The organism is Novosphingobium sp. PASSN1, assembly GCF_002278815.1.
The window spans coordinates 584,555-601,150 of sequence record NZ_NKIS01000001.1 but is presented as its reverse complement, the minus strand read 5'-3'; the positions used below and the strand labels follow the sequence as shown (position 1 = coordinate 601,150).

At 66.1% G+C, this 16,596-nt stretch carries 19 protein-coding genes and 1 tRNA gene; 7 read left to right on the top strand and 13 right to left on the bottom strand.

Annotated features, from left to right (window positions below):
* Position 1 precedes the first annotated feature (1 nt).
* From CFE35_RS02740 to CFE35_RS02690, 11 genes are read right to left on the bottom strand one after another with little or no spacing between them, the layout of a single operon-like run.
* Positions 2-541, bottom strand: coding sequence for a S26 family signal peptidase (locus CFE35_RS02740; protein WP_292927677.1), 540 nt, complete (start codon positions 539-541; stop codon positions 2-4).
* A complete protein-coding gene (locus tag CFE35_RS02735) occupies positions 528-899 on the bottom strand; it encodes a type-F conjugative transfer system protein TrbI (RefSeq protein ID WP_292927675.1) in 372 nt (123 codons plus the stop codon). Before CFE35_RS02735 ends, CFE35_RS02740 begins: the two co-directional genes overlap by 14 nt.
* Positions 900-931: 32 nt before the next feature.
* Positions 932-1,357 carry a hypothetical protein gene (locus tag CFE35_RS02730; protein ID WP_292927673.1) on the bottom strand — a complete coding sequence of 142 codons (426 nt, stop codon included), beginning with the start codon at positions 1,355-1,357 and terminating at the stop codon, positions 932-934.
* 41 nt (positions 1,358-1,398) lie between these two features.
* Complete coding sequence (gene traC / locus CFE35_RS02725; protein WP_292927671.1) at positions 1,399-3,945, bottom strand: type IV secretion system protein TraC; 2,547 nt, start codon at positions 3,943-3,945, stop codon at positions 1,399-1,401.
* Positions 3,942-4,667: a conjugal transfer protein TraV gene (locus tag CFE35_RS02720; RefSeq protein ID WP_292927669.1), complete on the bottom strand. Its 726-nt coding sequence runs from the start codon at positions 4,665-4,667 to the stop codon at positions 3,942-3,944. Before CFE35_RS02720 ends, traC begins: the two co-directional genes overlap by 4 nt.
* A 32-nt stretch (positions 4,668-4,699) precedes the next feature.
* Positions 4,700-5,587, bottom strand: a complete 888-nt coding sequence (locus CFE35_RS02715; RefSeq protein WP_292927667.1) for a DsbC family protein — start codon at positions 5,585-5,587, stop codon at positions 4,700-4,702.
* Positions 5,584-6,924, bottom strand: coding sequence for a TrbI/VirB10 family protein (locus tag CFE35_RS02710; RefSeq protein WP_292927665.1), 1,341 nt, complete (start codon positions 6,922-6,924; stop codon positions 5,584-5,586). Before CFE35_RS02710 ends, CFE35_RS02715 begins: the two co-directional genes overlap by 4 nt.
* Positions 6,917-7,672 (bottom strand): type-F conjugative transfer system secretin TraK, encoded by a 756-nt coding sequence (locus CFE35_RS02705; RefSeq protein WP_292927663.1) that lies wholly within the window; start codon positions 7,670-7,672, stop codon positions 6,917-6,919. Before CFE35_RS02705 ends, CFE35_RS02710 begins: the two co-directional genes overlap by 8 nt.
* Positions 7,672-8,280, bottom strand: a complete 609-nt coding sequence (locus CFE35_RS02700) for a type IV conjugative transfer system protein TraE (RefSeq protein ID WP_292927661.1) — start codon at positions 8,278-8,280, stop codon at positions 7,672-7,674. Before CFE35_RS02700 ends, CFE35_RS02705 begins: the two co-directional genes overlap by 1 nt.
* A gap of 12 nt (positions 8,281-8,292) precedes the next feature.
* A complete protein-coding gene (traL, locus tag CFE35_RS02695; protein WP_292927659.1) occupies positions 8,293-8,580 on the bottom strand; it encodes a type IV conjugative transfer system protein TraL in 288 nt (95 codons plus the stop codon).
* A gap of 36 nt (positions 8,581-8,616) precedes the next feature.
* Positions 8,617-8,949 (bottom strand): TrbC/VirB2 family protein, encoded by a 333-nt coding sequence (locus tag CFE35_RS02690; RefSeq protein ID WP_292927657.1) that lies wholly within the window; start codon positions 8,947-8,949, stop codon positions 8,617-8,619.
* Between the two features lie 266 nt (positions 8,950-9,215).
* Here CFE35_RS02690 and CFE35_RS02685 point away from each other — a divergent pair, with 266 nt between their 5' ends.
* Positions 9,216-9,749 (top strand): helix-turn-helix transcriptional regulator, encoded by a 534-nt coding sequence (locus tag CFE35_RS02685; protein ID WP_366557098.1) that lies wholly within the window; start codon positions 9,216-9,218, stop codon positions 9,747-9,749.
* A 41-nt stretch (positions 9,750-9,790) separates the two neighbouring features.
* Positions 9,791-10,042, top strand: coding sequence for an AlpA family transcriptional regulator (locus tag CFE35_RS02680; RefSeq protein WP_292927653.1), 252 nt, complete (start codon positions 9,791-9,793; stop codon positions 10,040-10,042).
* A gap of 63 nt (positions 10,043-10,105) precedes the next feature.
* On the opposite strand, the gene CFE35_RS02675 is transcribed toward CFE35_RS02680, so the two are convergent.
* Both CFE35_RS02675 and CFE35_RS02670 read right to left on the bottom strand, forming a co-directional pair.
* Positions 10,106-11,308 (bottom strand): site-specific integrase, encoded by a 1,203-nt coding sequence (locus tag CFE35_RS02675; protein WP_292927651.1) that lies wholly within the window; start codon positions 11,306-11,308, stop codon positions 10,106-10,108.
* A 149-nt stretch (positions 11,309-11,457) separates the two neighbouring features.
* Positions 11,458-11,547 (bottom strand) — tRNA-Ser (locus tag CFE35_RS02670).
* 143 nt (positions 11,548-11,690) lie between these two features.
* Here CFE35_RS02670 and CFE35_RS02665 point away from each other — a divergent pair.
* From CFE35_RS02665 to CFE35_RS02645, 5 genes are read left to right on the top strand one after another with little or no spacing between them, the layout of a single operon-like run.
* Positions 11,691-12,749 (top strand): lytic transglycosylase domain-containing protein, encoded by a 1,059-nt coding sequence (locus CFE35_RS02665; RefSeq protein WP_292927649.1) that lies wholly within the window; start codon positions 11,691-11,693, stop codon positions 12,747-12,749.
* Entirely contained in the window at positions 12,733-13,773 is a 1,041-nt protein-coding gene (locus CFE35_RS02660; RefSeq protein ID WP_292927647.1) for an SPOR domain-containing protein, read from the top strand. Before CFE35_RS02665 ends, CFE35_RS02660 begins: the two co-directional genes overlap by 17 nt.
* A gap of 39 nt (positions 13,774-13,812) precedes the next feature.
* On the top strand, positions 13,813-14,994 hold the full coding sequence (locus CFE35_RS02655) for a D-alanyl-D-alanine carboxypeptidase family protein (protein WP_292927645.1): 1,182 nt from the start codon (positions 13,813-13,815) through the stop codon (positions 14,992-14,994).
* Entirely contained in the window at positions 14,991-15,611 is a 621-nt protein-coding gene (gene tmk, locus CFE35_RS02650) for a dTMP kinase (RefSeq protein ID WP_292927643.1), read from the top strand. Before CFE35_RS02655 ends, tmk begins: the two co-directional genes overlap by 4 nt.
* A gap of 5 nt (positions 15,612-15,616) precedes the next feature.
* Positions 15,617-16,573 (top strand): DNA polymerase III subunit delta', encoded by a 957-nt coding sequence (locus CFE35_RS02645; RefSeq protein WP_292927771.1) that lies wholly within the window; start codon positions 15,617-15,619, stop codon positions 16,571-16,573.
* Positions 16,574-16,596 lie beyond the last annotated feature (23 nt).

The window sequence follows — 16,596 nt, the reverse complement described above, 5'->3', positions numbered from 1 at the left end:
CTCACAGGATAGCCCTCCCGGTCCCGAGAATACGGGGGCGGCAGATCCACCCGATTGCGGCATAGCGGCTGTCGAAACCGTCCTTGTGCGCGGTGCCGACGAAGTAGCAGCCCTTGGGGATTGTCCCGGTGGGCCCAAGGGCGAGCGGCTCGCCGGTGCGGGCCGTGGGCTTGGCGAGCGCGACGGGCACGCCGTCTACGAAGAATTGCCGTCCCTCGCGCGTCACGCGCTGCCCGGGCATCCCGAGCACCCGCTTGCCGAAGAGCCCCGGCTCCTTCCCGAAGTGTCGTTCGAGCAAGTCCGAGCGCGGCGGCACAAACAGCACGAGATCGCCCTTTGCGGGCGCGGCACCGCGCGTCAGCCACATTGCCCAGCAGGGGAGCGAGGGGCTGGCGTTGACGAGAAGGGCGTGCGCGCGAGCAAAATCGCTCAACCCGCCTGCGCCCAGGATTGCAAGACCAGCGCCAGCGGCCAGCAGCAGGCTCCGACCGCGTTCACGCCAGCGACCGTTCTTGAGATGGAACAGGTCAGCGCGCGGCACGGGCGAGGTCCCCCATGCGGCGCGCGACGTCGGCGCGCACCGTTTCGGTCATATCGGGCACGCCGCCGGCGACGACGGCTTCGGCGACCAGCACGGTGCGGCCGTCACGGCCGAGACGCTCGACCGAAGCCTGCACGGCCTTGAGATAGGCTTCGACCTCGCCGCGGGTCTGTTCGGGCGGCCGGCCCGAGCGGGCCTCGGCTTCCACAAAATCGCCCATGATCCGCGAGAGCTGGACCGTCACGACCTGCCGCTTCTCCAGATTGAGCAGGCTGCGTGTGGCCCAGATGCCCCAGAGCGTGGACAGCGTGAGGCTGACCCCGAGTGCTGCCGTGCCGAGCGTTTTGCGCCAGGACATAGCTGGCAATGGCAATGTTGCCAGAATGTTCCTCACAGTTCATCCCCCGAAAGACCGTCCTGCACCGCGTCGAGAAACACAGGCAGGCGCCAGATCGCGAGGAGCGTGGCGAGACCGAACAGGCCAAGCGCCGTGCCCTGGTCGAAGGCAGCGCGCGCACCGTGATCGGCGGCGAGGTAGTGCGCCGCGAGGTTGTCGAGATGGAGGAACAGCCGCTCGGTATCGCCGCCCGCCAGCATCAGGAACGCAAGCAGCGGCAGGCCGAGCACCATGAGGTAGATCGCGCCCAGAAAGGCGCCTGCCTTGACGAGGATGTACCAAAGGTCGGCCAGGTGCCGCCGCTTGCGGGGCGGGGTGCGGCCTGCGGGCGCGGCAGGGACGGGCAGACCCGGAGGTGATGTGTCACCGGGAAGCGGGGGCGCAAGATTGTCGAACGGCGTAACGAGATAGAGAGGCATCGGGGTATCCTTGTTGTGAAAGTTGGGGGAAGGCCGCCGGCCTAGTGCTGGTCCGGAAAGGCGATGCGCGCGATGGCGTCAGCGAGCTGGTGACCGCGCGCGATCTCGGCATCGATGGCTGCAACGGTCTGGGGCGAGCTCGAGAACAGCGTCGCTGAGTAGGGATCGAGCACGAGCCGGCCGATCGCCTCGACTTCGGGTCCCTTGATGAAGACCTCGGAATAAGCCGAGCCCTCGCGCTTGAGGCTCCGGATCAGCGTCTCGGTGCGGTCGTCCATGTCGAGACGCTTGGAATTGCGGAAATCGGCGATCGTCTCGGGTTTCTGCTGGAGGATCAGCATCCAGTCGCTGTTCTCGAGCGCAGCGGTGGCGCCGTCCGACTTGTAGTAGTCGTTGAGCGACTGGGTCGCGGTGGCGAGTGCGCCGCCATACTTGCGGCAGGTGCGGGCGTAGGTTTCGACGAAGGTGCCCATCGAGCCGCCCTTGAGCAGCGCCCAGGCCTCGTCGATCAGCAGCAGCTTGCGCACCGAGCGCGGGCTGCGGGTCATCGCCTGGCTGGTCATGAACATGATGGCGCTGAGGACCACGCTGCGCAGGTCCTCGCGTGCGGCGAGGTCCGACATCTCGAACACCGTGAAATCGCTGGAGAGGTCGAGCGTCGCCGCACCCTCGAAGAACGCGCCGTAGGTGCCGCCCGCCGTGTAGGGCGCGAGCGCGGTGGCAAGGTCGCGCGCGAGCGGGTGGTCGAGGCCCTCCAGCGCCGCGCCAACCAGCGTCACGCTGGCGGAGGGGCCATGGGCGTTCCACACCTCATTGACCGCCCGGTCGATGAGCCCGCGCTCGGTATCGGAGAGCGCCGCGCTGTGGCGCGCCATCTGTCCGATGATCGCCTTGACCATGCCGAAGCAGTCGAGGCGGTAGTCCTCGTCCTCGGCTGCGCGGGTCGCATCGATCATCGAGAAGGGGTTGAGGCAGAAGCCAGAGGCGAGCGTGAACTCGACGAACCGGCCGCCTTGCAGCCGCGCAGAGTGCTCGAAGCTGCGGCCATCGTCGATCACGACGACTTGCGCACCGGCCCCGCGCAGCGCGGCGCACATTTCCTGAAGCAGCACCGACTTGCCCGAGCCCGACTTGCCGCAGATCGCGACATTGTGGTTGCCCGCACCGTTCTCGAAGGGCGACCAGTAGAAGGGTTGGCCGCGGCGTCCGACGAACAAGAGGTGCGGCACCGGGCCGCCGAGGTATTCGCCCTGGACCGGCGCGATGTTGGCGGCCGTGGTCGAGAGCAGCGTCCGAAAGCGGCGCAGCCGCTCCATATCGGTGCCAAGCCCATCGGCGAGGGTGAGCGGCATGGCAGCGAGCAGACCCTGGATCTGGAGATAGCGCTCGTCGGCGAGGTCCCAGCCTGCCGCCTTGTAGATCGACTTGACCGCACGCTCGTGGGTGTCGCCAAGCCCGAGCGGCGAATAGGTCGTGACCCCGTAGAAGACGCGCACGAGACGGCGGCCTTCCTGCAGTTCGGCCTGGACGCGCGCCCATTCTGCCGACTGCTCGCCAATGCGCGGCAGAAACCGCGCGCTGCGCGTATCGGCAAGGCTGGTCGTGCGAATGAACTTGTAGCCAGCGCGCGCGGCTGCCGCTTCCTGGTCGGGGTAGACCAGACAGAGCATGGTCGCGGCGGGACAGGGAAAACGCAGCTTGTCGGTGAAGAGATCACCGATCAGCCGCGCGCATTCGTGCGGGGCCCAGCGCGGCGGATAGGCGCGCACGGCAAAATGCCTGAGGTCGAAGCGGTCGGGATAGACTTCTCCGATGACCGGGGAGCCGTCAGCCATCTCGCCGGTCGGGCGGAAGCGCTCGGTTGCCAGAAGCAGGCGGTCTTCGCGAACCACCAGCTCGATATCGCGGCGGATAGCCTGCGCTGCGATCGGATCCTCGGGATTGTAGGCCACCACATCGTCCTGCGGCGCGGTCGTCGGCGAGGTGAGGTCGTCGATGAGCGCGATAAGACCGTCAGGCTCCAGTTCGGCAACGCCGAGACCGAGCGACCTCAGCATGGCGACGAGGCCTTCGCGGACCTGGACCAGTTCCTGCGCGGAGACCGACTTGTGTTCAGGCACGCCGACCGAAATGAAGACCTGATGATGGCGGGCGTGGAAGGGGGCTTCGTCCGATCCCGAGCGCCAGACCATCTTGTAAAGCTGGCGGGCACGGTGCCGGGCGATGGCTTCGTAGATCCCGCCTTGCAGGTAGCGCGGCGCAAACCACGGCGCGACGATCCGGCTGACGCGCGGGGAAGCCAGATGCAGTATCTGCAGGCAGGCACCTGCCGGGAGGCCTTCGGAAAAGAACGCGCCAAGGATCTCGGCGGTGCGCTCGTCGGCCCCGATCAGCGGTGTCACGCCGAGCACAAACCCTTTGGAGCGGGCATTGAGATAGAGCCGGTGCCGGGGATCCCACACACGGTAGGGCAGCCAGTCCGAGAGCATGTCGAGCATGAGGCGGGGACGCGCGCCGTCGGTTTGCTCGGCATCGCCGGCCAGGCCGCCGAGCAGCGCGTCGCGCAGGGTGCGGAAGGACAGGCTCACGGGCGCGGTTCCTTATTTGCAGGGGTCTTGGCATCAGCCGGACCGGCAGCGTGCGCGGCATCGATGGCGGCGGCCGTCGGGTAATGCGGCGGATCAAAAGAAGGCCGAGAGGTCCGGTCATGCGGGGTGGCGGGCATGTCGGACCCCTCGGCCACCGGCGGGGGGGCGCCGGGTATTGCCTCGCCGACCGTGGAGGGGAGGGCCGGAGGCGAGACAATCTCGAAGGGAAGGGTATCGTTCTGGGTCGGTGCGATGCCGCGGTCCGCATCAGCGGGAACGGTTTCGGTATCGAGGGCCGACCTGGCAGCGACCTGTGCGGCCTTTAGCTGGCGACCAATCTGGCGCGCTATGGGGGCGGCTGACGGCTGGCTGTCGCCGCGCAGCTCAGCCGCCCAATGCGGGGCCTCGATCACCGTCCAGGCAACGGCTTCGTCGTGGAGAGTTCCGGCCTCATCGACATGGGCGGGGAAGACCACGCGCAGCCGGCGTTCCGCTGTGCGGGAAGGATCGGCTTCGCCGACCGGCGCTGCGATCCCGGCGCGCTGGCGCGCTTCGCGAAAACCGTTGTCGGCATCTGGTGAGGCGAGCTCGCGCGTCGCGTGCTCGTCGATCGTGCGGGACGGCGCGCAGGTGCCTTCGGGTGCGCGGCAGGTGAACTGGCCTTTGACGTTGGTGCCAAGCCCGACGCAGCCAGTCAGCGACAGGCAAAGCGGGGCAAGCATGGCGGGAAGACGCAAACGTTGCGACATGAGATTCACCTTTTGTTCGATGCAGGGGTTTGGGGCACGGGCGCGGTGAGAAAGGCGCGCAAGGCAGCAGCCGGGCGGAAACCCTCGAGCACTGCGCCATCGGACGGCCGCACGATCACCGGCGTTCCCGCAAACCCGTGGGCCTTGGCAAAGGCCTCGTTGGCATCGAGCCCGCGGGTGTCGCAGGGCCTGGTATTGGCGAGTGCGGTCCCGGAATAGGCGAGGTGAAGCGAGGTCTCCTGGACTGGCGAACACAGCACGCGCTCGGCATCCTTGCGGGCTTCCGCCCCGAAGATCGAGATCGGCCGCTCCTCGACCCGCGCGCCGATAGCGCGCAGTTCGACCGACAGCTTCTTGCAGTAGCCGCAGTGGAAATCCGAGAAGACAACCACCTTGGGGCCATTGATGGGTCCCCAGCGGATTGCGCCGCTCTCTGGAAGGCCCGCGAGCGAGACCTTTTGCGGGGCAGGGGCTGTCTGCGGCCGGTCGGGCGCATCGCTTTCTGCACTGTCTCGGCGCGGTGCGCCTGCTGCGAGCAGATCAGGGTTGAGCTGGAGCAGCCGTGCGGCCGTCAGGTCCTGGCGCGCCTCCATGTCGTAGACGCGGCCGATCATGAGGTACTTGGCCTGCGCATCGACATAGAACAGCGTCGTTTTGGAAGCGACTTCGCACAGGCCGCCAAGGCCCTTGCAGGTGATCGCGTCGATCGGGGTCTTGGGCAGACGCAACTTGAGCGCGGCGCGGACCTTGGCCGTATCACGCGCCGCATAGGCTGGGACAGCGAGGTAGGCGGCTGCCCCGCCCAAAGCGCCTGTCAGCGCGAAGAGGCTGACTAGCCCGAGGGCCTTTGCGAGAGTGCGAGACCTCGGCACTCGTGTGGTGATCATGCTCATTGGGAATTCCTCACGAAGACACCGTCGAGAAACACAATCTCGACATCGATGCCGGTCGGCATCTCGACGACGGGCTGGTACTGCTCGGCGCGCTCGATCAGGTACTTGGCGGTGGAATCGGCGGCTTCGCCAACCCCCTGGCCGAGACCGCCGCCAAGAATGTCGCCGGCCGAGAGCTTGGCAATTGTTCCGTTTGGGGTGGTCTGCTGGTTCGAGAAGACCGTGTTCGCGTTGGCGGAGAACCCCCGCCCAAACCCGCCGATGATACCGGCGAGCAGCGCTTGGGTGACGAGGTTGCCCTCGCGGCTGACAATGCGGCCGCGCACGCCGGACTTGCCGGCAAAGCTGATGAAGCCTTTAACTTCGCTGACCGCGACGCGACCGCCGGGCTGATCGCAGGTCATCCGCGCCAGTTTGACGTAGACTTTCTCCGAGGAGAGATCGCCGCGCGCCGCGCCGTTGACCACGCAGCCTTCGATCCGCGTCGTCAGCACTTTGCCGTTCTGCAGGACCGAACGCGCAGGCCCGGTGATCCGGAGCACGACCGGCAGCGGGTCGGTCTGGCTCGCGACACCGGCCGAGGCATCGACCCCGACGATCACGCGCGCCGGCGCATAGGAATTAGGCGGCAGGTATTCGGGCGAATCCTCGACAACGAGCGGCGGTGCTTCGGCCCGCGACACTTTCATGCCCGCACCGCCCTTATCGCCGGTGAAGCTCATCAGCTTGACCTCGGCGGAGGGCGCAGCGGGGCCTTCGCTGGGAGAGCCACCCAGGCCCTCGGCATTGCTGCCGGGCGCGGCAAGTCCACGCGCGTCGTAGCTGCCGCCACGCGGACCATAAGCCGGGAGCGGCGGCGCGGCGGCAGGCGCGGGCGGGGCCGCCAACTGGCTCTTCAATTGGGCGTTCTCGGCTGACACCGCATCGATCGCGGCCTGACCGTTGGTGCGCATGGCCTCGTTCTCAGCCTTGAGCGCTGCCATCTGCTCGTCTATCTCGCCTCGCGGCACGGCGGCGTCCTTGAGCTCCTTCTGCGCGCGCGCCATGGCCTCGAGCCGGTTGCCGAAGACCGCAACGAACTCGCGCTCCGACAGGTCACGATTGACCAGCCCGCCCGTGTCCACGGTGGTCTTGGTCGCACTGGCTTTGTCGCTGCTCTCTGCTCCGAAAAGGAACCATGCCGATCCGGCCAAGAGAACCGCCGCGATTCCGCCAAGCAGCAGATTCTGGCGCCGCTGTGTACGCTTGTTCAGCGTCGCAAGCAGATCGCGGTCGGCGTTCCCGCCGCTCTCGGCAGGGCGCGGTGGACGGTGTTGTTCGGTCTTGTCGTCAGTCATGGCCAGTGTCCCCGTTCGGCCCGACAATCCAGGCGGTGGTGGCAGCGCCCGGCGCGAGCACCGGATTGGCGATGGCAACCGCGATCGTGCCGACAGGCGCGAGATCGCGGGTGGCAATCGTGGCAGGGACCGTGCCCCGGTTGGCAAGGCGCACGACTTTGCCGGCAAGACTGGCGCCCCGGTATTCGGCGATCAGCTGGACCTCGATGCCGCCTGCGCGGGCGGGCAGGCTGCTGGGCTGCCGCACTGTGAAGCCTGGAACTTGCGCGTTTCCAGCCATGGCCTGGACAAGGCGCACCGCGCTCGTCTCGATCGGCGTGGCCTTCTCCCAATCGCTCGCTGCATCCTTGGCGATGGCGGAGTTGGTCACGAAGACCTGCTGTGCTTCGACCGGACGGATCAGGCAGGCAAACTTGTAGACGTAGCCTTTCTTTGTGGTGGCAAAGAAGCTGATCCGCGCGGCGGCGTAAACCTCAGGCACCGAGACATAGATGTCGCCGCGCACTGGCTCGTTGGTGACTGCAAAGTCGTTGTAGGGCGTGCCGGTGCCGATCTTGGAGACGCTGGCGAAAGCATCGCCGACCAGCGCAAACCGGGTCAGCTCATGCGCCGAAACCTCGCAGTCGATCGTGCCGCCATCGGCGGTCTGCTTGAACTGGTCGGCGAAAGCAGGGCCGCTGGCGCATAGCGCAGTCAGAGCGGCAAGGACCGGCAGCGATCCTGCCAGGCGGGGGATTGATCCACGCATCAGTTGGACTCCGAGGGTGTGGGAATGGGGGCCGTGCCCGCGGGGCGGTCGTCGGCATGGGCGGATGGGACCACTGCAAATCCGGACAGCGCGAGGCGCAGGCCGCGGTAGGTCCAGTCGAAGCGGAAGCGGCGCTCCTCGCTCGCGATCACCTGCTCGCCCACAAAGGTCTTGAGCGTGCCGCTGACCTCGGAGGTAAGGGCACGGGGATCGACTTCGAGCTTGCTGATCACGAAAGCCTGGGTGACCTCGGAGCCGCGCTGTTCCTCGACAATCCGCATGAGTTCGGCCTTGAGCCGGCCGCGCTGCGCCGGATCAGCGAGCGCCAGGATCTGGCCCATCCAATAGTCGAGACCCTCGGGGCTGCGGTTGAGCAAGGTGAGCGCGACATCGCGGGTTACGAACTCGAGGTACTCGGCCGAAACCCCTGCGCTCGAAATCACCAGCGGCGTGCGGGTGGTTGGAATGAGCAGCACTTCGCGCTCGCGGGTGGCGATGAGGCTGGCCGAGCCTGCAAAGAGCAAGCCGAGGCATACGCTCGTCATCGCGAAGAGATTGCGCTGGCGCAGCAGCGACTGCGTGCGCTCGTGGGCGACATCGGACAGCATGTGACGCGCTCCTCAGCCCGCCAGCACGCGGCAATGGGAGGGCGGCGTTGCCACGAGACCGGTCAATCCCGGCGGCAGATACCAATAGGCGGCATGGTGGACCCAGGAGGCAGAGCGCCCAGCCTTCGCCTTTCGCAGGGCGAACCAGGCCCCGACGGCGAGCCCGATGCCGATCAAGATATGCTGCGCGAGGATACCCCAGGTGAAGGGGACAATCATCCCGGCGAACTCGTCGATGGTCCAGAAGCCGATCAGCTCGGGATCGTCGAGGCGGCGGGGGATCGCATTGCGGTCGGTCATGGTAACGTGCCCTCCCAAGGCGTCACGGATCGGTGATCAGATGACGGCGGTGATCACCGAGGTGACGATCGGAACGCCCGTGCCGACACCCACGCCGACGCCGACCGGCACGGCGATCTGGCCGAGCGTGAAACGGCCCGAGGCAAGGCTGATGAGACCGGCAGCGAGGCTGAGGACGGTGATGATCTTGCCGCCCGAACCCTGCAGAAATCCGGTAAACTTCGTCAGCGCGGTGGTGAAGGTGGCGTCGGTGCCCGCGTATGCCGTGCCAGCGGCGAGCGCGAGCGCGGCGACCGGCAGGATGAGAGCAGCGGACTTGGCGAGGCGGGCCTTGGAACGGCCAGGCAAGGGGAGGGCAATCAAGGTCATGGAGCGTTCTCCGAGGGGGTGGTCACAGCGGTCATCGCCGCTGCCCCACCGTCTTGGCCGGAGAAACTGGTCTAGGAAAAGAGAAGGCTGATCGAGGAAGCGTTATTGGACAAATCTGGACGATCGATGCGATGGCAACTCGGCGAATCTGGCCTGAACCGGCCAAATGCCATGCTAAGTGTGACGGAAATGCCAGCCAAAGCGAGCCAATTTGCGAGACACTACCCCGAATCGGTTTTATCTAGGATAACCGATATGTTCTAAATATGTTCTTTTCGGTTCCTAGCGAAGCGGACTCGCGCTACATGTCCGAGTCGAACCAAGTGGGACCGATTGTGGACATGACCTGCAGCGCACAGACCTTAGGGATCAACGCAAGACTGGCACGGCTTCTGACTGCTGCCGTCGACCGCTCGGGCAAGTCGCGCCGCGAGGTTGCACGCGCCGCAAGCATGAACAAGGACACCTTTCTGCGGATCTTGCGCGGCGACAAGGCGGTCACGCTCGATGATGCTGAGCGCGTGCTCGATGCGAGCGGGCTCCCCTCCAACGGCGCTCTACTGCTTGCGATCCTCGGGCACGAAGATCTCGCGGTCGAATGGCTGGGTGAAGACGCGGGCGCGTTCCTCGATCAGTTCCTCACAGCGCTGCCGGTGACCATGAACGAAACGCTGGGACCCCGTATAGCCGATCTGCGCCCGCGCTGGGCCATCGGCACCTCGTGTCTCGTGGCGCGGCTGCTGGCCAAACACATCGATGATTTTGCCGAGCGCGACATTTCACTCGTGCTTGGCAGGTGAGGGGGGCGGGGGTGGCGTGACCAAACGAGGAGACCATGACTATGTCACGAATTGCTGCTGAGCGTGTTCCCGAGGCTGCCGCTCAAACGGTAGAACCTGCAATTGTGATCACCGCGCCTCCGCGCTTGATCCGCCTGCCGGAAGTGATGGCAAGGGTCGGGCTGAAGCGATCGTCCATCTACCAGCGTATGGCCGAGGGCCGTTTCCCGAAAGGCCGCTCGCTAGGTCCGCGCTGCACTGTCTGGGTCGAGGCCGAGATCGATGCCTGGATTAAGTCGATCACCCAGCATTGATCAGACCTAGAGCGCAAAGGTCTGTATCCAATTGCGCTTTGCCAAAGTTCACCGGCCGGTATCTCAATGGACGGCCCGCGCTTTGGATCGTTTTGTTGATCGTGCTTCCTTCGCCGAAGGACTGGCCATGCAGAAGCTTGCCCACTCGGCCATGAGCGCTTTGCGCTTTTCGAGGAAGTCGGTGCGGCGATAGGCTGCTTCGACTTTGTTCGGGATGGTATGCGCGAGCGCGGCTTCTGCAACCTCGCCAGGATAGTTCGTTTCCTCTGCCGCCCAATCCCGGAATGATGACCGAAAGCCATGAACGGTCACATTCAGGTCTTTGTCGCGGAGGATCTTGAGCAAGGTCATATCCGAAAGCGGGCGCTTTGGGTTCTGCCCCGGAAACACCAGATCGCTTGCCTCCGCTCGCAGTGCTTCAGCCCGCTTCAGGACCTCCAGTGCCGCCTCCGAGAGCGGGACGATGTGGACCACGCCAACTTTCATCCGCTCCGCCGGCACCGTCCACAGGCGCCTCGCAAGATCGAACTCCTTCCATTCGCAGCCTCTGATTTCACCGGATCGGGCCGCTGTGAGAATGAGAAGCTCGAGCGCTAGGCGCCCAACCGACTGACGTTCACGAAGAGTGGTCATGAATGCCGGAACTTCCGGGAAAGGCATGGCATCGAAATGTTTGTTTTTGCGCGGTTGGCGGGGCAACCCCCGGTTGACCGAGCGAAGCGGCGCTTCCGTAGCTCGCAAGCCTTTGGCGCATGCCCAATCAAGCACCGCTGCAATTCTCTGGCGAACCCGCCGGGCAGTTTCCGGTTTGCTCAACCAGATCGGTGCAAGAACGTCCCTGATCGCGGGTCCCTCGACTTCGGATACGAGGCGGTTGCCAATCAGTGGAAATGCATACGTCTCAAGCGTGTTGATCCATTGGTCTTGATGCTTGCCGTTCTTCCATGCCGCCTTGTGCTCGCTGTGTACCGTCTTGGCCGCTTCGCGGAAGGTTGGGATTATCAGGTCGGCTTTCTTGCGTTCGGCAATGACATCGACACCGGCCCTCATCTGTTTGCGGATTGCCCGCGCCGAATCGCGCGCCTCAGAAAGGCTCAAGTCAGAGAGCGTGCCGAGCCCGATGTCTCGTCGCTTGCCATCAGCCTGCACCCTGAGCAGCCAGCTGCCGCGCCCCTGGGCGGCAAGCTTGAGAATGAGGCCTTCTCCATCGGAATAGCGACCAGGCTCCTTCAGGTTCTTGACCGCGATTGCACTCAACTTTCCCATTGGGCTTGCCTTTCCAGACCCACACTCAGACCCACACTCAGTGTGGGACTGAGTGGAACATATGCAGAACTAGCCGGATGCACAAGATGCAAAAAAGGCCGCATTTCTGCGGCCTTTTGGATATTCTTGGTGCTGTATGGAAGCAAGAATGGCGGACAGGGTGGGATTCGAACCCACGGTGAGCTTCCACCCACGGCGGTTTTCAAGACCGCTGCCTTAAACCACTCGGCCACCTGTCCATGCGCTGTGTGCACGGGAACGCCGATAGCGGGCTGGCGCGGGATCGGAAAGGGGTTTTGCGCAGGTGGCTGGAGGGACTTGCCGCGCGTTTTGTCGATTGAGGGATTCCCAGCACGGCCCGGCTGTGCGAGTGTCGGGCGTGATGATGCTGCCATTCCGATTTCGCATGCCCGGAGCCATTGCCTTGTGGCGGGCTGGGCTAGCCGCGCTGGTGCTTTCGCTGCTTGCCGGTCCGGCGGGTGCACAAGCTGATCAGGCAGCGGGGGGATTCGAAGGCTATCTGCAGTACCTTGCCGCCAAGGCGCGGGCGGAAGGTGTGCGCGAGACGACGATTGCCTCGGTCATGGCCGGGCTGACCGAGAACCCGCGTGTGATAGCGCTTGACCGGGCGCAGCCGGGAACGTCGTCCACTATCCCGGCGTTTGCAGGCTATCGGCGCACGCATGTGGATGCCGCGCACATTGGCGGGGGGCGGCGGCAGTTTGCGGCTTCGGCAGACTATCTTGAGCAAGTCGACGAGCGCTACGGCGTGCCGCCGCAGATCATATTGGCGATCTGGGGGCACGAGACGAACTACGGTTCCTATACCGGCGATTTCGATCTTGCGCGGTCGCTGGCGACGCTGGCCTATGAAGGGCGGCGGCGGGCGCTGTTTGCCGAGGAATTCATCGCGCTGCTCAAGATGGTGGACCGGGGTGTGCCGCGGTCCAAGCTGGTGGGCAGCTGGGCTGGTGCTTTCGGCAATCCGCAGTTCCTGCCCAGTGTCTATTTGCGCGTGGCGCAGGACGGCGATGGCGACGGATTTGCCGATATCTGGTCGAGCCGCAAGGATACGCTGGCCTCGATTGCCAACTACTTTCGCGATGCAGGGTGGCGGCCGGGCGAGGCATGGGGCGTGGCCGCTGACGTGACCGCGCCGCTTGACCGTGCGTCTTTGGGCACGGCGCTCGCCAGCCCGCGCTGCCCTCAGGTGTTTGCCCGCCATTCGAAGTGGAAGACCGTGCGCGAATGGAAGGCGCTGGGCGTGGTGCCCCGCGCGCCGAAGTTGGCCGACGATACGCTGGCCAGCTTTCTCGAACCCGATGGTCCGGGGCAGACCGCCTACCTGCTAACCGGAAATTATCGAGTTATCCTCGATTATAACTGCTCGAATCTCTACGCCCTCTCGGTGGGACTTCTGGCTGATGAAATTGCCCGTTAACAGGAACAGCAGCGTGCTAGCGCTGGCCATGGTGCTGGCGCTGGGCGCAGGACTGGGGGGAACGTCTGCCATCGCCGCCGGTGAGCGCAAGGCGCCAATGCCCGATGTGATGGGTCCTGAAGGCGATTATCCCGTCACCATCGGTGATCCTTTCACCGTGGACGGGGTGACGTATACACCTGCCGATACGCTGAATTACGATGCCGTGGGCAAGGCGCTGGCGATGGGCGCAGACGAAACCGGCCCGGCGCGGATCAGCGGTGCGCACCGCACGCTGCCGGTGCCGAGCTACGTCGAGGTAACGGCGCTCGACAGCGGGCGCACGATTGTCGTGCGGATCGACCGGCGCGGGCCGATGAGCGGGAACGGCCTCCTGGCGCTTTCGCCGATGGCGTGGGCGCAACTGGGCCTTGCTGCAAGCGGCTCGGCGCCGGTGCGCGTGCGGCGGGTCAATCCCCCTGAGCCCGAACGCGCGCTGCTGCGTACCGGACAAGCCGCACCGCAGCGGATGGATACGCCGCCGGGCCTGCTGGCCGCGCTGCGCCGCAAGCTGGGGCTGGAGCCGCCGGTTGGCGATTTGCCGGTGACGATTCGCCCGGCCGATGTAGTGCCGGGCAGCGCGGCGAAGCCGGTGACGGCACCGCCGGCAGTGAAGCCGGTGCTGACGCCTGAGCCGAAGCCGGCCACCAAGCCTCCGGCAAAGCCTGCGCCTGCGCCCGTGGCGGCGGTGCAGCCCGAACCTCGTCCCAAACCCACCCCCGCGCCTGCCCCCACACTTGCCCCCACACTTGCCCCCACACAGGCCACGCGGCCTGCATCGGCAAGGTTCTTCGTGCAGATCGGAGCGTTTGCGCAGCGGGGCAATGCCGAAGCAGCGGCGCGCAAGGCGGGTGGCTCTATCGTGCAGTCCGGCACGCTCTGGCGCGTGCGCAGCGGGCCGTTTTCCGCCGGGGATGAGGCGGAGCGCGGGCTGGCGAAGGCGCGCGCTGCGGGCTATGCGGGTGCCCGGATCGTCCGCGACTAGAGCTGCGCGGCGCGGTCCCGTTGGTCATGGGGTTCGCGCTTGGATACGAGGATCATCACCGCGATCGTGATCGCTGGACTGGCTGGCTTGCCCGTGCAGGCGGCTGCGCCAGTGGTCCCGGCCACACATCCTGCATCACCGGCTACCATGCCCGAAATGACCGCGCCCATTGCGCTGCTGATCGACGTGAACGGCGGGAAAGTGCTGTTCGAGCGGCAATCGCATCGGCGCTTCATGCCCGCTTCGCTCACCAAAATCATGACGAGCTATGTCGCGTTCGAGTTGATCAAAGCGGGCAAACTTCGGCTCGATCAGCGTTTCCGCATGAGCCATGAGGCGTTTCGCCAATGGCACCGCGTGGGCAGCACGATGTTCCTTGCCGATGGCAGCGATACTTCGGTGGCCGAACTGCTGGAAGGGATTGTCACGGTTTCGGCCAACGATGGCTGCATCGTGCTGGCCGAGGGCGTGGCGGGTAATGTCCCTGCGTTCACAGCGCTGATGAACGATGCGGCGAAGCAGCTCGGCATGAAGGACACGCACTACAACACCCCCAATGGCTGGATGGACGAGGGCGCGACTTATGTTTCCGCCGCTGACCTCGCGATACTCAGCACCGCGCTGATCACCCGGCATCCTGACCTTTACGCGCGGTTCTACGGACACGAGCGCCTGACCTTCAGAGGTGTCGAGCAGCCCAACCACAATCCGCTCTATGGCCATGTGGCGGGGGCTGACGGCGTGAAGACCGGGTTCACCAATGAGGCTGGCTACGGCCTCGTCGGCTCTGCAATCCGGGATGGGCGACGGCTGATGATGGTCGTCGGCGGATACGACAACGGCAAAGTGCGCGCGCGCGAATCGCGCGATTTCCTTGAATGGGGATTTGCAGCGTTTGAGGCGCATTCGCTGTTTGGCGCGGGCGCCAAGGTCGGTGCAGCCGAAGTGCAGGGCGGGGAAGCGCGGACGGTTGCACTCGTTGCGCCGCACCCCTTGGCACTGACTCTGCCGCGCGGCGCGGGCGCACGCTATTCGCTCAGCCTGCGCTACAAGGGACCGCTGCGCGCGCCAATTGCCAAGGGGCAGGAAGTCGCGAGCCTGATCGTGCGGGTTCCGGGAGCAGGCGAGACGCGTCTGCCGCTCGTCACTGAGGACGCAGTGCCAGTGGCAGGAACACTGGCGCGGCTGCGCAACGGGCTTTTGGCCATGATCGGCCAATGACCGGCCGGTTCATCGTGTTCGAGGGCGGGGAGGGGGTCGGCAAATCGACTCAAAGCCGCCTTCTCGCCGAGGCGCTGCGCGCACGCGGACTGGAGGTCGTCACCACGCGTGAGCCAGGCGGGACACCGGGCGCGGAGGCGATCCGCGCGCTGCTGCTGGGTACCGATGGCCCGGGCTTCGGCGCGCGGGCCGAGGCGCTGCTGTTTGCCGCCGCGCGGGCCGACCATGTCGAGACGCTGATCCGCCCGGTGCTCGCGCGCGGGGCCTGGGTGGTGTGCGACCGCTATCTCGATAGCAGCCGCGCCTATCAGGGCGGCGGGAGCGGGCTGGAAGATGCCGACATCCTTGCGCTGCACCGCATCGGCAGCGCGGGCTTGCTGCCCGATTGCACGGTGCTCCTGACGCTAGATCCCGCCGAAGCGGCGTCGCGCGTCGCGCTGCGGGATGCTGGAGTGCTCGACCGGATAGGCGGCCGCGCGGCGGACTATCATGCGCGGGTCGCGGCGGCGTTCCTCCGCTACGCGCAAGCCGAGCCGGAGCGCTTTGCCGTGGTTGCGGCAGACGGCGCGCCGCAGGACGTTCACGCACGGGTTCTGGCGGCGGTTGAGACGCTGTGAGCCAGTTGATCGGCCATGACGAGGCGTGGGCAGTATGGCGCGCGGCGCGGGCCGGGCAGCGCATGCACCATGGCTGGATTCTGGCGGGGCGCGAAGGGCTGGGCAAGGCGTGCTTTGCGCGCGAAGCGGCGGCGGAACTGGTGGCCGAGGCAGGTGTGCCGCAGCCACCGGTCGATGTGCATCCCGATATTCACGTGCTGGAGCCGCTGCCGAGCAACGACGACGAGGCAAAGAAGCGCGACGAGGGCAAGGCCTATACCCGCAAGCGCAACATCAGCGTGGAGCAGATCCGGGGCGTGCAGCGCAGGCTGGTGACGCGGCCGACGCTGGGTGCGCGGCGCGCGGTGATCATCGATGCGGCGGACGATCTCGAAAAGGGCGCGGTCAACGCGCTGCTCAAGAGCCTGGAGGAACCGCCAGCGGGCACGTTCTTCCTGCTGGTGACGCACCAGATTGGCCGGCTGCTGCCCACGGTGCGTTCGCGCTGCACAGTGCTGCGGTTCCATCCGCTGGGGGTGCAAGACATGGCGCGCGCGCTCGCCGGGGCCGCGCCCGAACTGGGCGGCGCGGCGCGGGAGGCAGCGATTGCGGCGGGGAGCGGCGCACCGGGGGCGGCTCTCGCGTTTGCCGAGCGGGAGCTTGGCGGGGCCTGGCAGCTCATGACGCGGATCGTGACCGAGGGCGATGGCGATCTGGCGCTGCGGGGCGAGCTTTCCACGGCGCTCGGCATGCGGCCGGACCGGGAACGGCTGCTGGCGGCGATCGAAGTGGCGCGGCGGGTGCTGGTGTCCGCGCTGGCGCGCTGCGATGATGGAGCGCGGCTGCGGATTGTGGAGGCCCATGCCGCGCTGGCACAGCTTGCCGCACAGGCGCCCACCTACAACTTCGAGCCTGCGCTGCTGTTGCTGGAAATCGGCGGCTTGCTGGCATCGGTGGCCCGGACTAGGGAGAACGCGGCCTGAAGCAACTCGCGCTTCGGCCTTGC